Genomic DNA, 24,855 nt, shown 5'->3' with positions numbered 1-24,855 from the left:
CCGCCGGATCCAGAACCACCGGATCCGATGGGTTTCCCAGGCTGCGGATGCGACCTCCCCTAACCCTGGTGAAGCCGATTTCACAATGAACAGAGAGGTTGGTTCATGCCGAACCAGTCCCGCCCCAAGGTCAAGAAGTCGCGTGCCCTCGGCATCGCGCTGACCCCGAAGGCCGTCAAGTACTTCGAGGCCCGCCCCTACCCGCCGGGCGAGCACGGCCGTGGGCGCAAGCAGAACTCGGACTACAAGGTCCGTCTGCTCGAGAAGCAGCGTCTGCGCGCGCAGTACGACATCAGCGAGAAGCAGATGGCCCGTGCCTACGACCGCGCCAAGAAGGCCGAAGGCAAGACCGGCGAGGCCCTGGTCATCGAGCTCGAGCGCCGTCTCGACGCCCTGATCCTGCGTTCGGGCATCGCCCGCACGATCTACCAGGCCCGTCAGATGGTCAGCCACGGCCACATCGAGGTCAACGGCGGCAAGGTCGACAAGCCGTCGTTCCGCGTCCGTCCCGACGACGTCGTGATGGTCCGCGAGCGCAGCCGCGAGAAGCCGCTGTTCCAGGTCTCCCGCGAGGGCGGCTTCGCCCCCGACGGCGAGATCCCGCGTTACCTCCAGGTCAACCTGAAGGCCCTGGCCTTCCGTCTGGACCGTGACCCGAACCGCAAGGAGATCCCCGTGATCTGCGACGAGCAGCTCGTCGTCGAGTACTACGCCCGCTGACCCGGACGTAGCTCTCCCTGCTTCAGCCCGTCGCCCGCCCTCCCTTCGTGGTGGGGCAGGCGGCGGGTTTTTGCGTTGCTCAGGGTGCCGGTGCGCAGGGCGCGCGACACCGCCGCGTCCGGGGCGAGACGAGCCCCGACGGCAACGCACTCCTCGTAGCGGGCGTCGCCCAGCTGCTCGCGGGCCTGCGACTCGCACAGCGCATGCGGCCCGCCGAAGTTCCCCGAGCCGAACAGCGGAAGGCCCACCGAGGGCCAGATGCGGGACGCGGCGCCCTGCAGCACCGCCGCCTCCGCGGGATCGCCCTCCACCGCGGTGAACAGGGCGAGCAGCTCGATCGCGAGCACCGTGCCGAGCAGATCGTTGAAGGCGTGGTCAAGGGCCAGGCACCGCATGACAAGCTCGCGCGCGGTCGCCGCCTCACCGCGCGTCCAGGCCGCGAAGCCGAGTACATAGAGGGCGTAGGCCAGAGTCCAGCGCTCGCCGTGGTCCTCGCAGACCTGGCGTACGTCCTCGCAGAGCTCCACGGCGGCGGCGAGATCCCCGCGGAAGGCGAGGGCCATCGCCAGCTCGACCTGGCCCATCAGGACATTGCTGTTGAGCTCGCCGATCTCGCGGTACTGGTCGAGGGCCGAGCGCAGCAAGGTTTCGGCGCGCTCCATGTCGTCGGAGAGCAGAGCCAGGCAGCCGATGCGGTGCACGGCGTACGCGGCCGCGATGGAGCTGCCGGTACGTTCCGCCTCGTCCTTGCACTCCTGCAGCGCGGCGAGCGCGGCGACGGTGTCGCCCTGGAGGACCGCGACGTAGCCGAGCACCCACAGGGCCTTGAGGCGCGACTCGTCGTGGCCGCCGTCCAGCTCCAGGGCGCGGTCCAGCCAGTGCCGCCCCTCCGCGAGCCGCCCGCAGCCCACCCAGTAGAACCACAGGCTGCCCGCGAGGTACTGGCCCAGATGCGTCTCGTCCGGCTCGGTCAGGCAGTACTCCAACGCGCCCCGCAGGTTGGGCAGTTCACAGTCGACGAGCTCGGCGACCCGCGCCTGGCGCGGCGAGAACCAGTCCAGCTCGCACCAGGTGGCGAGGCCCATGTACCAGTCTCGGTGCCTGCGCCGCATCCGCGCCGCGTCACCGGACGCCTCCAGCCAGTCGGCGCCGTACGCCCGGACCGTGTCGAGCATGCGGTAGCGGACCCCGGTCGCCCCTTCCTCGCGGGTCACGACGGACTGCGCGAGCAGCTCGCCGAGTACGTCGAGGACGTCGTCGGCGTGCAGGCCGTCGCCGCTGCAGATGTACTCCGCCGCCTCCAGGTCGAAGGGACCGCAGAACACCGAGAGCCGCGACCACAGCAGACGCTCGCCCGCCGTGCACAGCTCATGGCTCCAGCCGATGGCCGTCCGCAGGGTCTGATGCCGCGGCGGCACATCGCGCCGCGTCCCGGTGAGGAGCGCGAAGCGGTTGTCCAGTCGGGCGAGGAGCTGGGCGGGCGAGAGGGCCCGCAGCCGCCCCGCCGCCAGCTCGACGGCGAGCGGGATCCCGTCCAGGCGGCGGCAGAGCTCCGCCACGTCGGCCTCGTTCTCCTCGTCGAGGGTGAAGCCGGGGAGCCCCTCCGCCGCACGGTCGGCGAAGAGCACGGCCGCGTCCTGGGCGGGCAGCGGCGCGAGCGGGAAGATCCGCTCGCCCCCGGTGTCGAGGGGCCGGCGGCCCACCGCGAGCACGCGGAGCCCGGGGGAGTGGTGCAGGAGATCCCCCACCAGCGAGGCGCACGCCTCCACCAGGTGCTCGAACCCGTCGACGACGAGGAGGACTTCCCGCTCCGCGAGATGGTCGAGCAGGACCTCGCGCGGCGTGCGGTGGGTGTGGTCCGTCAGGCGCAGCGCGTCGGCGACCGCGTGCTCCACCAGATCCGGGTCCCTGACCCCGGCGAGCTCCACCAGCCAGGCGCCGTCCGGAGGTACGGCGTCGCAGGCGGCCCGGACAGCCAGGCGCGACTTCCCGACACCGCCGACCCCGGTCACCGTGACCAGGCGTCCGGACTCCAACGCGGCGGCCAGAGAGGCGAGTTCGCCGGTGCGTCCGACGAAGGCGTTGAGCTCCAGAGGGAGGTTGCCGGGTCTCGGCGGGCGTGCTGGGGTGCCGTGCCGACGGTTACCGGTGCCCTGATCGCGTCGCATGAGATACGGAGCGTACCCATCCGTAAGCAGTCCGTACAATCACTTCAGGTAACTCCCTTGCTCCCGCGCGGTAATGCGGTGCGGAGCCTTCGCCCCGGCGCGATAGGGTCGGGGGACGACTTTTCGATGTTCGGGACCGATGATCAGGGAGCGGTGCACAGTGTCCGGTGGAGAGGTGGCCGGGATCCTGGTAGCCGTCTTCTGGGCGATCCTGGTCTCCTTCCTGGCCGTGGTGCTGGTGAGGCTGGCGCAGACGCTCAGGGCGACCACCAAGCTCGTCGCGGAAGTGACCGAGCAGGCCGTTCCGCTGCTCGCGGACGCCTCCACCGCGGTGCGCTCCGCGCAGACGCAGATCGAGCGGGTCGACGCCATCGCGTCGGACGTCCAGGAAGTCACGTCGAACGCGTCGGCGCTCTCCACGACGGTGGCCTCCACCTTCGGCGGGCCCCTCGTCAAGGTCGCGGCGTTCGGCTACGGGGTGCGCAGAGCCCTGGGCCGCAAGGCAGCACCCGAATCAACCAATGTGCCCCCGGCGTCCGCCCGACGTACCGTGATCGTGGGGCGCACCGTCCCCTCAGCGCGGCGGCGGGGCAAGCGGAAGAAGGACTGACGCAGCGATGTTCCGCCGTACGTTCTGGTTCACCGCGGGCGCCGCTGCCGGTGTGTGGGCCACCACCAAGGTCAACCGCAAGATCAAGCAACTGACCCCCGAAAGCCTCGCGGCCCAAGCCGCGAACAAGGCGGTCGAGGCGGGTCACAAGCTCAAGGACTTCGCTCTCGACGTCCGCGACGGCATGGCACAGCGCGAGGCCGAACTGGGTGAGGCCCTGGGGCTCGATGCCCAGGGCGACCCGGAACTGCCCGGTCAGCGCCGCGTGGTCGTGGCCATCGAGGACAGCAGGACCAGCAAATCAAGCAGGACCGACAAGAACACGCAGGGCAAGTACCTCTCGAACACGAAGTACTCGCACAACCGGAATGAGGACCACTGATGGAGTCGGCCGAGATTCGCCGCCGCTGGCTGAGCTTCTTCGAGGAGCGCGGGCACACCGTCGTCCCTTCGGCGTCGCTCATCGCGGACGACCCGACTCTGCTCCTCGTCCCCGCGGGCATGGTGCCCTTCAAGCCCTACTTCCTGGGTGAGGTCAAGCCGCAGTTCTCGCGCGCCACGAGCGTGCAGAAGTGCGTGCGTACGCCCGACATCGAAGAGGTCGGCAAGACCACGCGGCACGGCACGTTCTTCCAGATGTGCGGCAACTTCTCCTTCGGCGACTACTTCAAGGAAGGCGCCATCACGTACGCCTGGGAGCTGCTCACCAGCTCCGTGGCGGACGGTGGCTACGGCCTCGACCCTGAGCGTCTGTGGGTGACGGTCTACCTCGACGACGACGAGGCCGAGACCATCTGGCGCGAGAAGGTGGGCGTCCCCGCCGAGCGCATCCAGCGCCTGGGCAAGAAGGACAACTACTGGTCCATGGGCGTCCCCGGACCCTGCGGCCCCTGCTCCGAGATCAACTACGACCGCGGCCCCGAGTTCGGCGTCGAGGGCGGCCCGGCGGTCAACGACGAGCGCTACGTGGAGATCTGGAACCTGGTCTTCATGCAGTACGAGCGCGGCGAGGGCACCTCGAAGGAGGACTTCGAGATCCTCGGCGACCTGCCGAGCCAGAACATCGACACCGGCCTCGGCCTCGAGCGCCTCGCGATGATCCTGCAAGGCGTACAGAACATGTACGAGACCGACACCCTGCGCGTCGTCATGGACACCGCCACCGAGCTGACCGGCGTCCGCTACGGCGCCGAGCAGGGCTCGGACGTCTCCCTGCGCGTGGTCGCCGACCACATGCGCACGTCCGTGATGCTCATCGGCGACGGCGTCACCCCCGGCAACGAAGGCCGTGGCTACGTCCTGCGCCGCATCATGCGCCGCGCGATCCGCAACATGCGGCTGATGGGCGCCACCGGCCCGGTCGTCCACGAGCTCGTCGACACGGTCATCAAGTCGATGGGCGAGCAGTACCCCGAGCTGCAGACCGACCGCAAGCGCATCGAGACCGTCGCCCTCGCCGAAGAGGCCGCCTTCCTCAAGGCCCTCAAGGGCGGCACGAACATCCTCGACACCGCCGTCACCGAGACCAAGGCCGCCGGTGGCAAGGTCCTCGCCGGCGACAAGGCGTTCCTGCTGCACGACACGTGGGGCTTCCCGATCGACCTCACCCTGGAGATGGCCGCCGAGCAGGGCCTGTCCGTGGACGAGGACGGCTTCCGGCGCCTGATGAAGGAGCAGCGGGAGCGCGCCAAGGCCGACGCCCAGGCCAAGAAGACCGGTCACGCCGATCTGCACGCCTACCGCGAGATCGCCGACAACTCCGGCGCCACGGACTTCACCGGCTACACCCTCACCGAGAACGAGGCCGTGATCGTCGGCCTCCTGGTCAACGGCGCCTCGTCCCCCGCCGCGCGCGAGGGCGACGAGGTCGAGGTCGTCCTCGACCGCACCCCCTTCTACGCCGAGGGCGGCGGCCAGATCGCCGACTCCGGCCGGATCCGTCTGGAGAACGGCGCGGTCGTCGAGATCCGTGACGTGCAGAAGCCGGTCCCCGGCGTGCACGTCCACAAGGGCGTCGTCCAGGTCGGTGAGATCACCGTGGGCGACCAGGTCTGGGCCTCGATCGACGTGCACCGCCGCCGTGCCATCGCCCGCGCCCACTCCGCCACGCACCTCACGCACCAGGCGCTGCGCGACGCGCTCGGCCCGACGGCCGCCCAGGCCGGTTCCGAGAACCAGCCGGGCCGCTTCCGCTTCGACTTCGGCTCCCCGTCGGCCGTGCCCACGGCCGTCATGACGGACGTCGAGCAGAAGATCAACGAAGTCCTCGCGCACGAACTCGACGTACAGGCCGAGGTCATGTCGATCGACGACGCCAAGAAGCAGGGCGCCATCGCCGAGTTCGGCGAGAAGTACGGCGAGCGGGTCCGTGTCGTCACCATCGGCGACTTCTCCAAGGAGCTGTGCGGCGGCACGCACGTCCACAACACCGCCCAGCTCGGCCTGGTGAAGCTGCTCGGCGAATCGTCCATCGGTTCGGGCGTGCGGCGCATCGAGGCCCTGGTCGGCGTCGACGCGTACAACTTCCTCGCCAAGGAGCACACGGTCGTCGCCCAGCTCCAGGAGCTGGTCAAGGGCCGCTCCGAGGAACTGCCCGAGAAGGTCTCCGCCATGCTCGGCAAGCTGAAGGACGCCGAGAAGGAGATCGAGAAGTTCCGCGCGGAGAAGGTCCTCGCGGCCGCCGCCGGTCTCGTCGAGTCCGCCAAGGACGTACGAGGCGTCGCGCTGGCCACCGGCCAGGTGCCGGACGGCACGGGCGCCGACGACCTGCGCAAGCTGGTCCTCGATGTCCGCCATCGCATCCCCGGCGACCGCCCGGCCGTGGTGGCTCTCTTCACGACGACGAACGGCCGCCCGCTGACGGTCATCGCCACGAACGAAGCAGCCCGCGAGCGCGGCCTCAAGGCCGGCGACCTCGTCCGTACGGCCGCCAAGACCCTCGGTGGCGGTGGCGGCGGCAAGCCGGACGTCGCCCAGGGCGGCGGCCAGAACGCCGCGGCCATCGGTGACGCCATGGCCGCCGTCGAGCGCCTCGTGGCAGAGACGGCCTGATGGACGACTCTGCAGCGGGCATGCGCAGGGGCCGGCGTCTGGCCATCGACGTCGGTGACGCCCGGATCGGGGTCGCCTCGTGCGACCCCGACGGGATCCTCGCCACGCCGGTGGAGACGGTGCCGGGGCGCGATGTCCCGGCCGCTCAGCGCCGATTGAAGCAGCTCGTCGACGAGTACGAACCGATCGAGATCGTCGTCGGTCTCCCTCGCTCCCTCAACGGGGGCGAGGGCCCGGCGGCCGCCAAGATCCGCGTGTTCGTACAGGACCTCGCCCGCATGGTCGCCCCCATTTCGGTGAGGCTCGTGGACGAGAGGATGACCACAGTGACGGCCAGTCAGGGGCTGCGCGCCTCGGGCGTGAAGTCCAAAAAGGGCAGGTCTGTCATCGATCAGGCGGCGGCCGTCATCATCCTTCAGCAGGCACTGGAGTCCGAACGGGCGTCAGGTAAAGCTCCGGGCGAGGGCGTCGAAGTGGTCATCTGATCGCGATACGGTAACGTTCCGCGCGATGCGGCGGTGTTCGAACAGCTGCCGCACAGCATCAAGAGGCGGAACGGTTGCCCTCCCACTCAGACGGCGGCCCCGCCTCGCGGCTTGTAGGGGATCGATGACTGAGTATGGCCGGGGTCCAGGCTCCGAACCGTGGCATCCCGAGGACCCGTTGTACGGGGACGGCGGATGGGGAGGACAGCAGGCCGCGAGCGGCCCGTCCCCCTACGGCGGCCAGGGGCAGTACGACCCTCAGCAGCCGCAGCACCCTCAGCAGCAGTCGCAGTACGACGACTGGAGCACGGGCCAGCAGCAGGCGTATGGCCGGCAGCAGTATGGCGGGCCCGCCGGTCAGCAGCAGTACAACGGCGGCCCCGACCAGCAGTACGGCGGCGGCGGCTGGGACACCGGGCAGCAGCAGGGCCATGTCCCGTACACCGCCGACCCGTCGGACCCCTACGGCCACCAGCCGGGCGGCTACGGCGCGGAGAGCCCCGACTTCTACGGCACGCCCGACGCCTACCCCCCGCCGGAGCCGCCGTCCCGCCGCCGCGGCGAGCCGGAGCCGCAGCAGGACTGGGATCCGGGCCCGGACCAGGGCGAGCACGCCTTCTTCTCCGGCGCCGATGACGACGACGAGGATGACGTCACCCCGCCGGGACGTCGCGGGGACCGCCGCGGCGGCCGGGGCGGCAAGAAGCCGAAGAAGCGCAGGAGTGGCTGCGCGTGCCTGGTCGTGACGGTGGTCTTCGCCGGCGGGCTCGGCGGGGTCGGCTATTTCGGCTATCAGTTCTATCAGGACCGATTCGGTACGTCGCCGGACTATGCGGGCGAGGGCTCGGGCGTCACGATCGTCGACATTCCCAAGGGATCCGGCGGCTATGTGATCGGCCAGAAGCTGAAGGAAGCCGGGGTCGTCAAGAGCGTCGACGCCTTCGTCTCCGCGCAGGCGCAGAACGACAGGGGCGACACGATCCAGGCGGGTGTTTACACCCTCAAAAAGGAAATGTCCGCCAAGAGCGCCGTCGACCTCATGCTGAGCCCGAAGAGCCGCAACAACCTCATCATTCCCGAGGGCAGGCGGAACGCCTGGGTCTATGAGCAGGTCGATTCCCGTCTTGACCTCAAGAAGGGGACCACCGAGGACGTCGCCCAGAAGAAATGGAAGGAACTCGGACTTCCTTCCTGGGCGAATACGAACAAGGACATCAAGGACCCGCTGGAAGGATTCCTCTATCCCTCCGCATATCCCGTTGCCAAGGGCCAGAAGCCCGAGGACGTCCTCAAGAAGATGGTCGCCCACGCCAATGAGCAGTACGAGGCGATCGACCTCAAGTCGAAGGCCGCCGCGCTGAATCTGAAGGACCCGCTCCAGGTTCTGACGGTCGCGAGCCTCGTCCAGGCCGAGGGCAAGTACAAGCACGACTTCGAGAAGGTCGCGACGGTCGTCTACAACCGTCTCAAGCCGGGCAACACGGAGACGTACGGCCTCCTGGACTTCGACTCGACGGTCAACTACCTGCGCGGTAAGTCGGAGTTGGCGACAGGTTCGGTCGATGATCTCCGCAAGATCAACGACCCGTACAACACCTACAAGATCAAGGGCCTGCCTCCCGGCCCGATCGGTAACCCGGGCGAAGTGGCACTGAAGTCCGCGCTGAATCCGGCCAAGGGTGACTGGTACTACTTCGTCTCCGTCAGCGAGGACAAGACGCTCTTCGCGAAGACGAACGAGGAACAGAACCGGAACCGCGAGAAGTACGAAGAGAACCTGAAGGAACAGAACGGTCAATGAGCGCTCAGATGCGCCGAGCTGCGGTACTCGGTTCCCCGATCGCCCACTCCCTCTCCCCGGTGCTGCACCGCGCCGCATACGGGGAGCTGGGACTGGCCGACTGGACGTACGACCTGTTCGACGTCGATGAGGCGGCCCTGCCCGGGTTCCTGAAAGGCCTCGGTCCCGAATGGGCCGGGCTTTCGCTGACCATGCCGCTCAAGCGCGCGGTGATCCCGCTGCTCGACGAGATCAGCGGGACCGCCGCTTCCGTGGAGGCGGTCAACACCGTCGTCTTCGCGGACGACGGCCGCCGCGTCGGTGACAACACCGACATCCCCGGCATGGTCGCCGCCCTGCGGGAGCGCGGCATCGAGCAGGTCGAGTCGGCCGCGATCCTCGGCGCGGGCGCCACCGCGTCGTCGGCCCTCGCCGCGCTCGCGCGGATGTGCACGGGCGAGGTCGTCGCGTACGTACGCAGTCAGGCGCGCGCGGCCGAGATGCGGGAGTGGGGCGAGCGGCTCGGCGTCGAGGTGCGGACCGAGGACTGGGCGGACGCCGAGCGGGCGCTGAGCGCGCCGCTGGTGATCGCCACGACTCCGGCCGGCGCCACCGACGCGCTGTCCGCCGCCGTGCCCGAGCGGCCCGCCACCCTCTTCGACGTCCTGTACGACCCCTGGCCCACCGCTCTGGCGGCCCGCTGGTCGATGTACGGCGGGGCCGTGGTGAGCGGTCTTGACCTGCTCGTGCACCAGGCCGTGCTGCAGGTCGAGCAGATGACGGGGCGTACGCCCGCGCCGCTGACCGCCATGCGCAAGGCGGGGGAGCACGCGCTGGCCGCGCGCTGAGGCGTCCGCTTCGTGGACCGGAGGCCAGGTCCGGCCCGCCGACGTGGGAGGATCGGGGGTGGCGGGCCAGGGCCGCGCACCCGGTCGCGCCACGCAGTTCCAGGCGCGAGCAAGAGGAGCACCGTTGAGCAGGTTGCGTTGGCTGACCGCGGGAGAGTCCCACGGACCCGCACTTGTCGCGACGCTGGAGGGTCTTCCCGCCGGCGTGCCGATCACCACGGAGATGGTGGCGGACCACCTGGCCCGGCGGCGCCTCGGCTATGGGCGCGGTGCGCGCATGAAGTTCGAGCGTGACGAGGTCACCTTCCTGGGCGGCGTCCGGCACGGTCTGACCATGGGTTCGCCGGTCGCGATCATGGTGGGCAACACCGAGTGGCCCAAGTGGGAGCAGGTCATGGCGGCCGACCCGGTCGACCCTCAGATCCTCGCCGACCTGGCCCGCAACGCCCCGCTGACCCGGCCCCGGCCCGGCCACGCCGACCTCGCGGGCATGCAGAAGTACGGCTTCGACGAGGCCCGCCCGATCCTGGAGCGCGCCTCCGCCCGCGAGACCGCGGCCCGCGTCGCGCTCGGCGCGGTCGCCCGCTCGTACCTGAAGGAGACGGCCGGGATCGAGATCGTCAGCCATGTGACCGAGCTGGCGAGCGCGAAGGCTCCCTACGGCGTCTACCCGACCCCCGCCGACGTCGAGAAGCTGGACGCCGACCCGGTGCGCTGCCTCGACGCGGATGCGAGCAAGGCGATGGTCGCCGAGATCGACCAGGCCCACAAGGACGGCGACACCCTCGGTGGTGTGGTCGAGGTGCTCGCGTACGGCGTGCCCGTCGGGCTCGGCTCGCACGTGCACTGGGACCGGCGGCTCGACGCGCGGCTCGCCGCCGCGCTCATGGGCATCCAGGCCATCAAGGGCGTCGAGGTCGGCGACGGCTTCGACCTCGCGCGGGTGCCGGGTTCCCAGGCGCACGACGAGATCGTCTCCACCGACGAGGGCATCCGGCGCACCTCCGGCCGCTCCGGCGGCACCGAGGGCGGCCTGACCACCGGTGAACTGCTGCGCGTGCGTGCCGCGATGAAGCCCATCGCGACCGTGCCGCGCGCGCTCGCCACCGTCGACGTCGCCACCGGCGAGGCCACCAAGGCGCACCACCAGCGCTCCGACGTGTGCGCGGTCCCGGCCGCCGGCATCGTCGCCGAGGCGATGGTCGCGCTGACCCTCGCCGACGCTGTCGCCGAGAAGTTCGGCGGCGACAGCGTGCCCGAGACCCGGCGCAACGTGCAGTCGTACCTCGACAGCCTCCAGATCCGGTGACCGGCCCGCAGATCGTTCTGGTCGGGCCGATGGGCGTGGGCAAGTCGACGGTGGGCGCGCTGCTCGCCGAGCGCCTCGGCACCGTCTACCGCGACACCGACGCCGACATCGTGGCCGCACAGGGCCGGGAGATCGCGGACATCTTCGTGGACGAGGGTGAGCCGCACTTCCGCAACCTGGAGCGGGCAGCCGTGCGCACGGCGCTCGCCGAGCACGAGGGCGTCCTCGCCCTCGGCGGCGGCGCGATCCTCGACGAGTCGACCCGCGCGCTCCTCGCCCCGCACCCCGTCGTCTATCTCTCGATGGACGTCGAGGAAGCGGTCAAGCGCACCGGCCTGAACGTCGCGCGCCCGCTGCTCGCGGTCAATCCCCGCAAGCAGTGGCGCGAACTGATGGACGCCCGCCGGCAGTTCTACGCCGAAGTCGCCCGCGCCGTCGTCGCCACCGACGACCGCACCCCCGAAGAGGTAGCCCAAGCGGTCCTCGACGCACTGGAGTTGAAGGAAGCATGACGGAGATGGCCGAGACGTCGGGGCAGACGCCCACCCGCATCCAGGTCGGCGGCACCGCGGGCACCGATCCGTACGAGGTGCTCGTCGGACGGCAGCTCCTCGGTGAGCTGCCCGGCCTGATCGGCGAGCACACCAAGCGCGTCGCGATCATCCACCCGGAGGCGCTCGCCGAGACGGGCGACGCGCTGCGCGAGGACCTGGCGGGCCAGGGCTTCGAGGTCGTCGCCATCCAGGTGCCGAACGCCGAGGAGGCCAAGACCGCCGAGGTAGCCGCGTACTGCTGGAAGGCGCTCGGCCAGTCCGGCTTCACCCGTAGCGACCTCATCATCGGTGTCGGCGGCGGAGCCACCACGGACCTCGCCGGCTTCGTGGCGGCGACCTGGCTGCGGGGAGTGCGCTGGATCGCCGTTCCGACCACCGTGCTCGGCATGGTGGACGCCGCGGTCGGCGGCAAGACCGGCATCAACACCGCCGAGGGCAAGAACCTGGTGGGTTCCTTCCACCCGCCCGTGGGTGTGCTGTGCGACCTGGCCGCGCTCGACTCGCTGCCGGTCAACGACTTCGTGTCGGGCCTCGCCGAGATCATCAAGGCCGGTTTCATCGCCGACCCGGTGATCCTCGAACTCATCGAGGAGGACCCGCAGGCGGCGCGCAGCCCGCAGGGGCCGCACACCGCCGAGCTGATCGAGCGCTCCATCAAGGTCAAGGCCGAGGTCGTCTCCGGCGACCTCAAGGAGTCCGGCCTGCGCGAGATCCTCAACTACGGCCACACCCTCGCGCACGCCATCGAGAAGAACGAGCGCTACAAGTGGCGGCACGGCGCCGCGGTCTCCGTGGGCATGGCCTTCGCGGCCGAACTCGGCCGCCTCGCCGGGCGTCTTGACGACGCGACCGCCGACCGGCACCGCACCGTCCTGGAGTCGGTCGGCCTGCCCCTGAGCTACCGCTACGACCAGTGGCCCAAGCTCCTGGAGACCATGAAGGTCGACAAGAAGTCCCGCGGTGACCTGCTGCGTTTCATCGTCCTCGACGGTCTGGGCAAGCCCACCGTCCTGGAGGGACCCGACCCCGCGGTACTCCTCGCCGCGTACGGCGAAGTGGCGAACTAGCGCTCCACGAGCGGGGAATCGGCCCGACAGAACAAGCCACGGGCACCCTGCGGCCTCCCCGGCCGTTCACACAACGTCGGCCGGGGACGGTACCGTTCGGTAACGGGTGGCCCCGGCCGCCGCCCGACCAGCGTCAGTCGCACGAGACGGAGTGGCACCGGATGCAGCACGCAGTGGGGTCTCCGCTGCCGCCGCCCCATCAGCCGGGGCACGGACCGGCCACCGGCTGGTCCCCGGCCGCACAGCACCCGAGCGGTCCGCCGCCGGGTGCAGCGCCGGGCGGCCCACCGCCTCCCGCGCCGGGATTCGCCGGCGCCCCGCACCCGCCCGGCACGGCCCCTCATCCGCAGGGACCGGCCCCGCAGGCGCACGCCCCGACGCCGCAACACGTGGCGCCGGGCGCCCCCCAGCACGGCCAGGCCCCCGGCGGCAGCCCGCTGCCCCCGACCCCGGACACGACGGGCCACATCCAGCTCCCGCCCGGCGGCCCCGTCGCCATGCCGAGCCCGCCGCCCGGCACGGCCCAGGCGGACACCGGCGCCACCACGCTGGCCGTCCTCCTGATCGGCCCCGCGGGCGCGGGCAAGACCAGCGTCGCCAAGTACTGGGCGGAGCACCGCAGGGTGCCGACCGCCCACATCAGCCTCGACGACGTACGGGAATGGGTGCGCTCGGGCTTCGCCGACCCCCAGTCGGGGTGGAACGACCACTCGGAGGCGCAGTACCGCCTGGCCCGCCGCACCTGCGGCTTCGCCGCACGGAACTTCCTGGCCAACGGCATCTCCTGCGTCCTCGACGACGCGGTGTTCCCCGACCGCCCGGTCGTCGGCCTCGGCGGCTGGAAGCGCCACGTGGGCCCCGGCCTGCTTCCGGTGGTCCTGCTGCCAGGACTGGAGATCGTCCTGGAGCGCAACGCCGAGCGCAGCGGCAACCGCCGCCTCACGGACGAGGAAGTGGCCCGCATCCACGGCCGTATGGCCGGGTGGTACGGCTCGGGCCTGCCCATCATCGACAACTCCCAGCTGGACGTGCCCGCCACCGCCCGGATCCTTGACGACGTCCTCGCCCGGTCCATCGCGAGCCCGCCGCAGTGGTAGGCCCCGCCGCCTGAAGCTCCGGGAACGCCATGGGCCCGCTCGGTCGGCGGCGCTGAACGGGCCGCCCCGCGCCGCCGCTCATAGGCTCGTTCCATGTCTGAGGTGTACGCGGCCCGCCGAGAGCGGTTGAGGGAGCGTTGTGCCGCGGGTGGCAGCGCGTCGGCGTTGGTGTCCCGTCCCGCCAACGTGCGGTATCTCGCGGGGGCGGCGCCACAGGGTGCCGTACTCCTGCTGGGCAGCGGCAGCGGCAGCGGCAGCGGCAGCGGCGAGGATCTGCTGCTGTGTTCGAGGCCGCTCGGTGACGAACAGGGCGAGGGGCGCCCCGACGAGGGGCTGCGGGTGCAGCTGCTCGACGCGGCCGGTGGCGACCCGGCCGTCGCGGGCGCCGATCTCGCGGCCGCGCAGGGCACCGATGCGCTCGCCGTGGAGGAGCACGACCTCACGGTCGCCCGGCATCGCGCGCTGAGATCGGTCGCGCCGCGGCTGCGGCTCACGGATCTCGGGGGAGCGGTCGAACAGCTGCGGCTCGTCAAGGACGAGGAGGAGATCTCCTGTCTGCGGATCGGCGCCGAGATCGCCGACCAGGCGCTCGGCGAACTGCTCGAATCCATCCTTGTCGGGCGTACCGAACGCCACCTCGCCCTTGAGCTCGAACGCCGTCTGGTCGATCACGGCGCGGACGGGCCCGCCTTTCCGACCTCCGTGGGCACCGGGCCGAACTCCGGCCGCGGCGGCCACCGGCCGTCGGACCGGCGGGTGGAGGAAGGGGATTTCCTCTCCGTGTGCCTGGGGGCCGGTTACCGCGGATACCGTTGTGAGATCGGGCGTACGTTCGTCATCGGTACGTCTCCCGCGGACTGGCAGATCGAGCTGTATGACCTCGTCTTCGCCGCTCAGCGGGCGGGCAGGGAGGCTCTCACGCCGGGCGCCGCCTACCGCGACATCGACCGGGCGGCACGACATGTACTGGACTCCGCGGGGTATGCGGAGGGCCTGGCTCCGCTGATGGGACATGGGCTGGGGCTCGAAATCGACGAGGACCCGCAGTTGGCCCCCGCGGCCATGGGTAAACTGGACGCTTGCGTGCCGGTCACCGTCGAACCGGGGGTTCACATCCCGGGACGGGGTGGTGTCCGGATCGATGACACGCTCGTCGTGCGCCCCGAGGCGGACGGCGGACCCGAGCTACTCACCATTACGACCAAGGAGCTGCTCGCGCTCTAGCTCTCCGAGCTATGCGCGTGCGCCGGGGTCGTCCACGTCAGTCCAGGAGATTCCGCAACCGTGGCTTCCACGAACGACCTCAAGAACGGCCTGGTGCTCAAGCTCGACGGGGGCCAGCTCTGGTCCGTCGTCGAGTTCCAGCACGTCAAGCCCGGCAAGGGCCCTGCCTTTGTGCGCACCAAGCTCAAGAACGTGATGTCCGGCAAGGTCGTCGACAAGACGTTCAACGCCGGCGTCAAGGTCGACACGGCGACGATCGACAAGCGCGACATGCAGTTCTCCTACATGGACGGCGACTACTTCGTCTTCATGGACATGGAGACGTACGACCAGCTGCACGTCGACCGCAAGTCCGTCGGTGACGCCGCCAACTTCCTGATCGAGGGCTTCACGGCCTCCGTCGCGCAGCACGAGGGCGAAGTCCTCTTCGTCGAGCTGCCGGCCGCCGTCGAGCTGGTCATCCAGGAGACCGAGCCCGGCGTCCAGGGCGACCGCTCCACCGGCGGCACCAAGCCCGCGACGCTGGAGACCGGCCACCAGATCCAGGTGCCGCTCTTCATCACCACCGGCGAGAAGATCAAGGTCGACACCCGTGACAGCGGCTACCTCGGCCGGGTGAACAGCTAACCGTGGCTGCTCGTAATACGGCCCGCAAGCGCGCCTTCCAGATTCTCTTCGAGGCCGACCAGCGTGGCGCAGACGTAGTGACGGTCCTCGCGGACTGGGTGCGCCACTCGCGGGCCGATACCCGGCAGCCGCCGGTGAGCGAGTTCACGATGGAGCTGGTCGAGGGGTACGCGGAGCACGCGCGCCACATCGACGAGCTGATCTCGCAGTACGCCGTCGGGTGGACCCTGGACAGGATGCCGGTCGTGGACCGCAACATCCTGCGGCTCGGTGCCTACGAGCTGATCTGGGTCGACGCGACGCCGGACGCCGTGGTGCTCGACGAGTGCGTGCAGCTCGCCAAGGAGTTCTCCACGGACGATTCGCCGTCCTTCGTGAACGGCCTGCTCGGCCGCTTCAAGGACCTGAAGCCGAGCCTGCGCCGCGACGAGGCGTAGAGCCCGACGGGCCAAGCCCGAGGAGGCGACAGCCTTCAATGCCGCTCAGAGGGCCCGCAGCGCGTCGCTGCGGGCCCTCTGGCGTCCGTGGGGCCCCTGGGGGCTCTGTGGCCTCCTGGGGCGCCTGTGGCGTACGTAAAACGCCGGGGTGGCCGGAACCCGATCGGTTCCGGCCACCCCGGCGTTACGTTTCTGCTCAAGTGTCCCTTGCGGGATCAGACGTCGTCGTGGGCGACGGCGCGGCGCGCGTCCGCGTCCAGGACGCCCCAGCTGATCAGCTGCTCGGTGAGGACCGAGGGCGACTGGTCATAGATCACGGCGAGGGTGCGCAGGTCGTCCTGGCGGATCGAGAGCACCTTGCCGTTGTAGTCACCGCGCTGCGACTGGATCGTGGCGGCATACCGCTGCAGGGGGCCCGCCTTCTCCTGCGGCACGTGCGCCAGACGCTCAAGGTCGAGCACGAGCTTCGGCGGCGGCTCGGCCGCGCCGCCCGGTGCGGTTCCGGGCAGGAGTTCCTGGACCGGGACGCCATAGAAGTCCGCCAGCTCGGCAAGGCGCTGTACGGTCACGGCGCGGTCGCCGCGTTCGTACGAACCGACCACGACCGCCTTCCAGCGGCCCTGGGACTTTTCCTCGACACCGTGGAGGGAAAGGCCCTGCTGGGTACGGATGGCGCGGAGCTTGGCCCCGAGCTGTTTGGCGTATTCGCTGGACATATAGCTCCCCGGACGAAGAACGGTAACTCACTGTGAGGTTACGCAGCGTTACTTGGCTGCGTCAAGCCGAATGGTCCGTACCGGCGCTTCCCAGGGGGGTCGTGACCGGCGGCGTTGTCCGTACTGGTAGCGTGGATGGCGCAATTCCGACGTCCTTTAAGGTCCGTCCCGTGAGGCGGAGAAGGAGGTCCGTTTCATATGGACTCGCACGACACGAACGAATCCGATGTCGCCCGGCCCGTGCTCGAAGGCCCGGACATCGCACGGGTGTTGACCCGTATCGCACACGAGATCGTCGAGCGCGCCAAAGGCGCCGACGACGTGGTGCTGCTCGGCATTCCCACACGCGGCGTCTTCCTCGCGCGGCGCCTCGCCGAGAAGCTCGAAGAAATCACCGGACGCAGTATCCCGGTTGGCTCACTCGACATCACGATGTACCGCGACGATCTGCGGATGCATCCGCCGCGCGCACTGGCCCGCACCGAGATCCCGGGTGACGGCATCGACGGCCGCCTCGTCGTCCTCGTCGACGACGTGCTCTTCTCCGGTCGCACCATCCGCGCCGCCCTCGACGGTCTGAACGACATCGGGCGCCCGCGCGCGGTGCAGCTCGCCGTCCTCGTCGACCGCGGCCACCGCGAACTCCCGATCCGCGCCGATTACGTCGGCAAGAACCTCCCCACGTCGCTGCGGGAGACGGTCAAGGTCCAGCTCGCCGAGGAGGACGGCCGCGACGCCGTGCTGCTCGGTGCCAAGCCCGCTTCCGCGTAGGACCGGCTTCCCTGCGAGCCCGGGGGCACACCCCTGCGCGCCCGCATGCCCGCAAACCTCCACATGACGGAGTAAACCCAGATGATGCGTCACCTCATCTCGGCCGCCGACCTCACCCGCGACGACGCCGTTCTCATCCTCGACACCGCCGAGGAGATGGCCCGGGTCGCCGACCGGCCGATCAAGAAGCTGCCCGCGCTGCGCGGCCGCACGATCTGCAATCTGTTCTTCGAGGACTCCACGCGGACCCGGATCTCCTTCGAGGCCGCCGAGAAGCGCCTCTCCGCCGACGTCATCAACTTCGCCGCCAAGGGCTCCAGCGTCTCCAAGGGCGAGTCCCTCAAGGACACCGCCCAGACCCTGGAGGCGATGGGCGTCGACGCCGTCGTCATCCGGCACGGCGCGTCCGGCGCCCCCTACCGCCTCGCCACCTCCGGCTGGATCGACGCCCCGGTGATCAACGCGGGCGACGGCACCCACCAGCACCCCACCCAGGCCCTGCTCGACGCCTTCACCATGCGCCGCCGCCTCGTCGGCCGTGACGCGGGCCTCGGCAAGGACCTGAGCGGCAAGCGCATCACGCTGGTCGGCGACGTCCTGCACAGCCGCGTCGCCCGCTCGAACGTCGACCTCCTGCACACCCTGGGCGCCGAGGTGACCCTGGTCGCCCCGCCCACGCTGGTGCCGGTCGGCGTGGACACCTGGCCCTGCGACGTGAGTTACGACCTGGACCGGGTGCTCCCGGATTCCGACGCCGTGATGATGCTGCGCGTGCAGCGCGAGCGCATGAACGCCGCGTTCTTCCCGACCGAGCGCGAGTACTCGCGTCGCTACGGCCTGGACGGCGAGCGCATGGCGAAGATGCCCGAGCACGCCATCGTGATGCACCCCGGGCCGATGGTCCGCGGCATGGAGATCACCGCGGAGGTCGCCGACTCCGACCGCTGCACGGTCATCGAGCAGGTCGCCAACGGCGTGCACACCCGTATGGCCGTCCTCTACCTGCTCCTGGGCGGCAACGAACCCGCCGTCACCCACACCCGTACCGAGGAGAGCAAGTAATGAGCAAGACCCTGATCCGTGGTGCGAAGGTGCTCGGCGGCGACGCCCAGGACGTCCTGATCGACGGCGGGACGATCCTCCAGGTGGGGACCGGTATCGACGCGGGCGACGCGACCGTCGTCGAGGCCGACGGCAAGATCCTGCTGCCCGGCCTCGTCGACCTGCACACCCACCTGCGCGAGCCCGGCCGCGAGGACTCCGAGACCGTCCTGACCGGCACGCGCGCCGCCGCGTCCGGCGGCTACACCGCCGTGTTCGCCATGGCCAACACCTTCCCCGTCGCCGACACCGCCGGCGTCGTCGAGCAGGTCTACCGACTCGGCCAGGAAGGCGGGTACTCGGATGTCCAGCCGATCGGCGCCGTCACCGTCGGCCTGGAGGGCAAGAAGCTCGCCGAGCTCGGCGCGATGCACGAGTCCGCCGCGGGCGTCACGGTCTTCTCCGACGACGGCAAGTGCGTCGACGACGCCGTGATGATGCGCCGCGCCCTGGAGTACGTGAAGGCGTTCGGCGGCGTCGTCGCCCAGCACGCGCAGGAGCCGCGCCTGACCGAGGGCGCCCAGATGAACGAGGGCGTCGTCTCCGCCGAGCTGGGTCTCGGTGGCTGGCCCGCCGTCGCCGAGGAGTCGATCATCGCGCGTGACGTGCTGCTCGCCGAGCACGTCGGCTCGCGGGTGCACATCTGCCACCTCTCGACCGCCGGCTCGGTCGAGATCGTGCGCTGGGCCAAGTCGCGCGGCATCGACGTGACCGCCGAGGTCACCCCGCACCACCTGCTCCTCACCGACGAGATGGTCCGCTCGTACAACCCGGTCTACAAGGTCAACCCGCCGCTGCGGACCGAGCGTGACGTCATGGCGCTGCGCGAGGCGCTGGCCGACGGCACCATCGACATCGTCGCCACCGACCACGCCCCGCACCCGCACGAGGACAAGGACTGCGAGTGGGCCGCGGCGGCCATGGGCATGGTGGGCCTGGAGACCGCGCTCTCCGTCGTCCAGCAGACGATGGTCGAGACGGGACTGCTCACCTGGGCCGCGGTCGCCGACCGGATGTCCGTCAAGCCCGCCGAGATCGGGCAGGCGAAGGGCCACGGCCGTCCCGTCTCGGCAGGTGAGCCCGCGAACCTCACGCTCCTCGATCCGGCTTACCGTGGAGTCGTGGACCCCGCGGGCTTCGCCTCGCGCAGCGGCAACACCCCCTACGAGGGCCGTGAGCTGCCCGGCCGCGTGACGCACACGTGGCTGCGGGGCCGCGCCACGCTCGTCGACGGGAAGCTCGCGTGACATCTCTTCTGGAACTGGCCGCCGAGAAGGAATCGGCGGAGGTGACCGACTGGGCCGCACGCGCGGGCTGGGTCGTCGGACTCCTGCTCTTCATCGCGCTCGTCTACTGGCTGATGCGCGAGGGCTGGAAGTGGCGCGGCACGCTCCAGGGCGACCTGCCGCCGCTTCCCGTGGTGCCGGATGACCCGGGCCCGGCGAAACTTGAGCTCAGCGGCCGCTACCACGGCTCGACCACGGAAGGGCAGTGGCTCGACCGCATCGTGGCGCACGGCCTCGGTACCCGCAGCCGCGTGGAGCTGACGCTCACGGACGCGGGCCTCGATGTCGTACGTCCCGGGGCGGCCGACTTCTTCATCCCGGCCGCGCAGCTGCGCGAGGCCCGCCTCGACAAGGGCATCGCGGGCAAGGTCCTCGCGGAGGGCGGTCTGCTGATCGTCACCTGGGAGCACGGGGACAAGCGACTCGACTCCGGCTTCCGCTCCGACCACGCGGCCGAGCAGGCCGAGTGGGTCGAGGCCATCAACAACATGATCAAGACCAGCACTACGGAAGGCACCGCACGATGACGACCTCCACAAGGGGAGCCTCGAAGACTCCCGCCGTACTCGTCCTGGAGGACGGCCGCATCTTCCGCGGCCGCGCCTACGGGGCCGTGGGGGAGACCTTCGGCGAAGCGGTGTTCTCCACCGGCATGTCCGGCTACCAGGAGACCCTCACCGACCCCTCGTACCACCGCCAGGTCGTCGTCATGACGGCCCCGCACGTCGGCAACACCGGCGTGAACGACGAGGACCCCGAGTCGAAGCGCATCTGGGTCGCCGGTTACGTCGTGCGCGACCCCGCGCGCGTGCCCTCCAACTGGCGCTCCCGGCGCACGCTCGACGAGGAACTCGTCAGCCAGGGCGTGGTGGGCATCAGCGGCATCGACACGCGCGCGCTCACCCGCCACCTGCGTGAGCGCGGCGCGATGCGGGTCGGGATCTTCTCCGGCAACGCGCTCCCGGACGAGGGCGTGATGCTCGCCGAGGTACGCCAGCAGCCCGAGATGAAGGGCGCGAACCTCGCCGCCGAGGTCGCCACCAAGGAGACGTACGTCGTCCCCGCGATCGGCGAGAAGCGCTACACCGTGGCCGCCGTCGACCTCGGCATCAAGGGCATGACCCCGCACCGCATGGCCGAGCGCGGCATCGAGGTGCACGTCCTGCCCGCGACCGCGACCGTCGATGACATCTACGCGGTTCAGCCCGACGGCGTGTTCTTCTCCAACGGTCCCGGCGACCCGGCGACCGCGGACGGCCCCGTCGCCCTCATGCAGTCCGTCCTGGAGCGCAAGACCCCGCTCTTCGGTATCTGCTTCGGCAACCAGATCCTCGGCCGCGCCCTCGGCTTCGGCACCTTCAAGCTGAAGTACGGCCACCGCGGCATCAACCAGCCGGTGCAGGACCGCACCACCGGCAAGGTCGAGGTCACCGCGCACAACCACGGCTTCGCCGTCGACGCGCCGCTCGACAAGGTCTCCGACACGCCCTACGGCCGCGCCGAGGTCTCCCACGTGTGCCTCAACGACCAGGTGGTGGAAGGGCTCCAGCTCCTCGACCAGCCCGCGTTCAGCGTCCAGTACCACCCCGAAGCAGCCGCCGGCCCGCACGACGCCGCGTACCTCTTCGACCGCTTCGTATCCTTGATGACCGCAGAAGGAGCCCAGCGTGCCTAAGCGCACCGATATCCAGTCCGTCCTGGTGATCGGCTCCGGTCCGATCGTCATCGGTCAGGCAGCGGAGTTCGACTACTCGGGCACCCAGGCCTGCCGCGTCCTCAAGGCCGAGGGCCTGCGCGTCATCCTGGTGAACTCGAACCCGGCGACGATCATGACCGACCCGGAGATCGCCGACGCGACCTACGTCGAGCCGATCACCCCCGAGTTCGTCGAGAAGATCATCGCCAAGGAGCGCCCCGACGCGCTCCTGCCCACCCTCGGTGGCCAGACCGCGCTCAACACCGCGATCTCCATGCACGAGCAGGGCGTCCTGGAGAAGTACGGCGTCGAGCTCATCGGCGCCAACGTCGAGGCGATCAACAAGGGCGAGGACCGCGACCTCTTCAAGGGCGTCGTCGAAGAGGTCAACAAGAAGATCGGCCACGGCGAGTCCGCCCGCTCGTACATCTGCCACTCCATGGACGACGTCCTCAAGGGCGTCGACGAGCTCGGCGGCTACCCCGTGGTCGTCCGCCCCTCCTTCACCATGGGCGGCGCCGGTTCGGGCTTCGCGCACAACGAGGAGGAGCTGCGCCGCATCGCCGGACAGGGCCTCACGCTCTCGCCGACCACCGAGGTGCTCCTGGAGGAGTCCATCCTCGGCTGGAAGGAGTACGAGCTGGAGCTGATGCGCGACAAGAACGACAACGTCGTGGTCGTCTGTTCCATCGAGAACTTCGACCCGATGGGCGTGCACACCGGCGACTCGATCACCGTCGCGCCCGCGATGACGCTGACCGACCGCGAGTACCAGACCCTGCGTGACGTCGGCATCGCGATCATCCGCGAGGTCGGTGTCGACACCGGCGGCTGCAACATCCAGTTCGCGATCGACCCGAAGGACGGCCGGGTCATCGTCATCGAGATGAACCCGCGCGTCTCGCGGTCCTCGGCGCTCGCGTCGAAGGCCACCGGATTCCCGATCGCGAAGATCGCGGCGAAGCTCGCCGTCGGCTACACGCTGGACGAGATCCCGAACGACATCACCGAGAAGACCCCGGCGTCCTTCGAGCCGACCCTCGACTACGTGGTGGTCAAGGCCCCGCGTTTCGCCTTCGAGAAGTTCCCCTCGGCGGACTCGACCCTGACGACCACCATGAAGTCGGTCGGCGAGGCCATGGCCATCGGCCGCAACTTCACCGAGGCCCTGCAGAAGGCGCTGCGCTCGCTGGAGAAGAAGGGCTCGCAGTTCACCTTCGTGGGCGAGCCCGGCGACAAGGACCAGCTCCTTGCGGAGGCCGTCCGGCCCACCGACGGGCGCATCAACTCCGTCATGCAGGCCATCCGCGCGGGCGCGACCCCCGAGGAGGTCTTCGAGTCCACGAAGATCGACCCGTGGTTCGTCGACCAGCTCTTCCTGATCAAGGAGATCGCGGACGAGCTGGCCGCCGCCGAGCGCCTGGACACCGACCTGCTCGCCGAGGCCAAGCGGCACGGCTTCTCCGACGCCCAGATCGCCGAGATCCGCGGTCTGCGCGAGGACGTCGTCCGCGAGGTGCGGCACGCGCTCGGTGTCCGCCCGGTCTACAAGACCGTCGACACCTGCGCCGCCGAGTTCGCCGCGAAGACGCCGTACTTCTACTCCTCGTACGACGAGGAGAGCGAGGTCGCCACGCGCGAGAAGCCCGCGGTCATCATCCTGGGCTCGGGCCCCAACCGCATCGGCCAGGGCATCGAGTTCGACTACTCCTGCGTCCACGCCTCCTTCGCGCTCAGCGACGCGGGCTACGAGACCGTGATGGTCAACTGCAACCCCGAGACCGTCTCCACGGACTACGACACCTCCGACCGTCTGTACTTCGAGCCGCTGACGCTCGAAGACGTCCTGGAGATCGTCAACGCCGAGGCGCAGGCAGGCCCGATCGCGGGCGTCATCGTCCAGCTCGGCGGCCAGACCCCGCTCGGCCTCGCGCAGGCGCTCAAGGACAACGGCGTGCCGGTCGTGGGCACCTCGCCCGAGGCCATCCACGCCGCCGAGGACCGCGGCGCCTTCGGTCGCGTGCTCGCCGAGGCAGGCCTCCCGGCGCCCAAGCACGGCACCGCGACCACCTTCGCCGAGGCCAAGGCCATCGCCGACGAGATCGGCTACCCCGTCCTCGTACGCCCGTCGTACGTGCTCGGCGGCCGCGGCATGGAGATCGTGTACGACGAGACCCGCCTCTCCGCGTACATCGAGGAGTCGACCGAGATCAGCCCCTCGCGGCCGGTCCTCGTCGACCGCTTCCTCGACGACGCGATCGAGATCGACGTCGACGCGCTCTACGACGGCGAGGAGCTCTACCTCGGCGGCGTCATGGAGCACATCGAGGAAGCCGGCATCCACTCCGGCGACTCCGCGTGCGCGCTGCCCCCGATCACCCTCGGCGGCTACGACATCAAGCGCCTGCGGGCCTCCACGGAGGGCATCGCCAAGGGCGTCGGCGTCCGCGGCCTCATCAACATCCAGTTCGCGATGGCCGGGGACATCCTCTACGTCCTCGAGGCCAACCCGCGCGCCTCGCGCACCGTCCCCTTCACCTCGAAGGCGACCGCGGTGCCGCTGGCCAAGGCCGCCGCACGCATCTCGCTCGGCGCGACCGTCGCCGAGCTGCGTGCGGAGGGCATGCTCCCCGCGGTCGGTGACGGCGGCACGCTGCCGATGGACGCGCCGATCTCGGTGAAGGAAGCCGTCATGCCGTGGTCGCGCTTCCGCGACATCCACGGGCGGGGCGTCGACACCGTCCTCGGCCCGGAGATGCGCTCCACCGGTGAAGTCATGGGCATCGACTCGGTGTTCGGCACCGCGTACGCCAAGTCGCAGGCGGGCGCCTATGGTCCGCTGCCGACCAAGGGCCGCGCGTTCATCTCGGTCGCCAACCGCGACAAGCGCTCGATGATCTTCCCGGCGCGCGAACTGGTCGCGCACGGCTTCGAGTTGCTCGCCACGTCCGGCACGGCCGAGGTGCTCAAGCGCAACGGCATCAACGCCACGATCGTGCGCAAGCAGAGCGAGGGCGAGGGCCCGAACGGTGAGAAGACGATCGTCCAGCTGATCCACGACGGCGCGGTCGACCTCATCGTCAACACCCCGTACGGCACCGGTGGCCGCCTCGACGGCTACGACATCCGTACGGCGGCCGTCTCCCGCTCCGTGCCGTGCCTGACGACGGTCCAGGCGCTCGCCGCCGCCGTCCAGGGCATCGACGCGCTCAACCACGGGGACGTGGGCGTCCGTTCACTCCAGGAACACGCGGAGCATCTGACCGCGGCCCGCGACTAGCAGCCCACCAGGGGGACACCGATCCGGT

22 protein-coding genes are annotated in these 24,855 nt (G+C 70.1%); 20 read left to right on the top strand and 2 right to left on the bottom strand.

Features of this window, described 5'->3' with window-relative positions:
• Positions 1 to 105 precede the first annotated feature (105 nt).
• Complete coding sequence (gene rpsD / locus ACIBCK_RS19380; protein WP_160503779.1) at positions 106 to 720, top strand: 30S ribosomal protein S4; 615 nt, start codon at positions 106 to 108, stop codon at positions 718 to 720.
• Here rpsD and ACIBCK_RS19375 read toward each other — a convergent pair.
• On the bottom strand, positions 708 to 2,888 hold the full coding sequence (locus ACIBCK_RS19375) for an ATP-binding protein (protein WP_399391746.1): 2,181 nt from the start codon (positions 2,886 to 2,888) through the stop codon (positions 708 to 710). The two genes, rpsD and ACIBCK_RS19375, sit on opposite strands and share 13 nt — an antisense overlap.
• Positions 2,889 to 3,027: 139 nt before the next feature.
• Here ACIBCK_RS19375 and ACIBCK_RS19370 point away from each other — a divergent pair, with 139 nt between their 5' ends.
• The 13 genes from ACIBCK_RS19370 (at position 3,028) to nusB (ending at position 15,977) form a co-directional block, all read left to right on the top strand.
• Positions 3,028 to 3,498: a DUF948 domain-containing protein gene (locus ACIBCK_RS19370; RefSeq protein WP_399391744.1), complete on the top strand. Its 471-nt coding sequence runs from the start codon at positions 3,028 to 3,030 to the stop codon at positions 3,496 to 3,498.
• Between the two features lie 7 nt (positions 3,499 to 3,505).
• Positions 3,506 to 3,880, top strand: coding sequence for a DUF6167 family protein (locus ACIBCK_RS19365; RefSeq protein WP_399391742.1), 375 nt, complete (start codon positions 3,506 to 3,508; stop codon positions 3,878 to 3,880).
• Positions 3,880 to 6,549 carry an alanine--tRNA ligase gene (gene alaS / locus ACIBCK_RS19360; RefSeq protein ID WP_399391740.1) on the top strand — a complete coding sequence of 890 codons (2,670 nt, stop codon included), beginning with the start codon at positions 3,880 to 3,882 and terminating at the stop codon, positions 6,547 to 6,549. Before ACIBCK_RS19365 ends, alaS begins: the two co-directional genes overlap by 1 nt.
• Positions 6,549 to 7,034: a Holliday junction resolvase RuvX gene (ruvX, locus tag ACIBCK_RS19355; protein WP_399391738.1), complete on the top strand. Its 486-nt coding sequence runs from the start codon at positions 6,549 to 6,551 to the stop codon at positions 7,032 to 7,034. Before alaS ends, ruvX begins: the two co-directional genes overlap by 1 nt.
• Before the next feature lie 124 nt (positions 7,035 to 7,158).
• Entirely contained in the window at positions 7,159 to 8,835 is a 1,677-nt protein-coding gene (gene mltG / locus ACIBCK_RS19350; protein WP_399391737.1) for an endolytic transglycosylase MltG, read from the top strand.
• Complete coding sequence (locus ACIBCK_RS19345; RefSeq protein WP_399391735.1) at positions 8,832 to 9,662, top strand: shikimate dehydrogenase; 831 nt, start codon at positions 8,832 to 8,834, stop codon at positions 9,660 to 9,662. Before mltG ends, ACIBCK_RS19345 begins: the two co-directional genes overlap by 4 nt.
• Positions 9,663 to 9,786: 124 nt before the next feature.
• The gene (gene aroC, locus ACIBCK_RS19340) at positions 9,787 to 10,971 is read left to right on the top strand and encodes a chorismate synthase (RefSeq protein ID WP_399391734.1); all 1,185 of its coding nucleotides are present in this window, start codon (positions 9,787 to 9,789) and stop codon (positions 10,969 to 10,971) included.
• On the top strand, positions 10,968 to 11,483 hold the full coding sequence (locus ACIBCK_RS19335; protein ID WP_399391733.1) for a shikimate kinase: 516 nt from the start codon (positions 10,968 to 10,970) through the stop codon (positions 11,481 to 11,483). Before aroC ends, ACIBCK_RS19335 begins: the two co-directional genes overlap by 4 nt.
• Positions 11,484 to 11,488: 5 nt before the next feature.
• The gene (gene aroB / locus ACIBCK_RS19330; RefSeq protein WP_399392288.1) at positions 11,489 to 12,592 is read left to right on the top strand and encodes a 3-dehydroquinate synthase; all 1,104 of its coding nucleotides are present in this window, start codon (positions 11,489 to 11,491) and stop codon (positions 12,590 to 12,592) included.
• Between the two features lie 161 nt (positions 12,593 to 12,753).
• Positions 12,754 to 13,689, top strand: a complete 936-nt coding sequence (locus ACIBCK_RS19325) for a Pro-rich N-terminal domain-containing protein (protein WP_399391731.1) — start codon at positions 12,754 to 12,756, stop codon at positions 13,687 to 13,689.
• A 93-nt stretch (positions 13,690 to 13,782) separates the two neighbouring features.
• On the top strand, positions 13,783 to 14,913 hold the full coding sequence (locus ACIBCK_RS19320; protein ID WP_399391729.1) for a M24 family metallopeptidase: 1,131 nt from the start codon (positions 13,783 to 13,785) through the stop codon (positions 14,911 to 14,913).
• 60 nt (positions 14,914 to 14,973) lie between these two features.
• Positions 14,974 to 15,540, top strand: a complete 567-nt coding sequence (gene efp / locus ACIBCK_RS19315; protein WP_344521662.1) for an elongation factor P — start codon at positions 14,974 to 14,976, stop codon at positions 15,538 to 15,540.
• Between the two features lie 2 nt (positions 15,541 to 15,542).
• On the top strand, positions 15,543 to 15,977 hold the full coding sequence (nusB, locus tag ACIBCK_RS19310; RefSeq protein WP_367039927.1) for a transcription antitermination factor NusB: 435 nt from the start codon (positions 15,543 to 15,545) through the stop codon (positions 15,975 to 15,977).
• Positions 15,978 to 16,192: 215 nt separating this feature from the next.
• Here nusB and bldD read toward each other — a convergent pair whose 3' ends face one another.
• On the bottom strand, positions 16,193 to 16,693 hold the full coding sequence (gene bldD / locus ACIBCK_RS19305; protein ID WP_249591133.1) for a transcriptional regulator BldD: 501 nt from the start codon (positions 16,691 to 16,693) through the stop codon (positions 16,193 to 16,195).
• Between the two features lie 198 nt (positions 16,694 to 16,891).
• Here bldD and pyrR point away from each other — a divergent pair, with 198 nt between their 5' ends.
• From pyrR to carB, 6 genes are all read left to right on the top strand, one after another.
• Positions 16,892 to 17,464: a bifunctional pyr operon transcriptional regulator/uracil phosphoribosyltransferase PyrR gene (gene pyrR / locus ACIBCK_RS19300; protein ID WP_399391726.1), complete on the top strand. Its 573-nt coding sequence runs from the start codon at positions 16,892 to 16,894 to the stop codon at positions 17,462 to 17,464.
• Between the two features lie 81 nt (positions 17,465 to 17,545).
• Complete coding sequence (locus tag ACIBCK_RS19295; protein ID WP_367048841.1) at positions 17,546 to 18,526, top strand: aspartate carbamoyltransferase catalytic subunit; 981 nt, start codon at positions 17,546 to 17,548, stop codon at positions 18,524 to 18,526.
• On the top strand, positions 18,526 to 19,812 hold the full coding sequence (locus ACIBCK_RS19290; protein ID WP_399391724.1) for a dihydroorotase: 1,287 nt from the start codon (positions 18,526 to 18,528) through the stop codon (positions 19,810 to 19,812). The genes ACIBCK_RS19295 and ACIBCK_RS19290 overlap by 1 nt, the downstream gene beginning before the upstream one ends.
• Positions 19,809 to 20,378 (top strand): hypothetical protein, encoded by a 570-nt coding sequence (locus tag ACIBCK_RS19285; protein ID WP_399391722.1) that lies wholly within the window; start codon positions 19,809 to 19,811, stop codon positions 20,376 to 20,378. The genes ACIBCK_RS19290 and ACIBCK_RS19285 overlap by 4 nt, the downstream gene beginning before the upstream one ends.
• On the top strand, positions 20,375 to 21,526 hold the full coding sequence (carA, locus tag ACIBCK_RS19280) for a glutamine-hydrolyzing carbamoyl-phosphate synthase small subunit (RefSeq protein WP_399391720.1): 1,152 nt from the start codon (positions 20,375 to 20,377) through the stop codon (positions 21,524 to 21,526). The genes ACIBCK_RS19285 and carA overlap by 4 nt, the downstream gene beginning before the upstream one ends.
• Positions 21,519 to 24,827, top strand: coding sequence for a carbamoyl-phosphate synthase large subunit (carB, locus tag ACIBCK_RS19275; RefSeq protein WP_399391718.1), 3,309 nt, complete (start codon positions 21,519 to 21,521; stop codon positions 24,825 to 24,827). Before carA ends, carB begins: the two co-directional genes overlap by 8 nt.
• Positions 24,828 to 24,855: the final 28 nt, after the last annotated feature.

The organism is Streptomyces sp. NPDC051218, from assembly GCF_044455475.1.
Taxonomy (GTDB): domain Bacteria; phylum Actinomycetota; class Actinomycetes; order Streptomycetales; family Streptomycetaceae; genus Streptomyces.
Note: the sequence above shows the minus strand (reverse complement) of the source record. Positions and strands in the feature narration are given on the sequence as shown.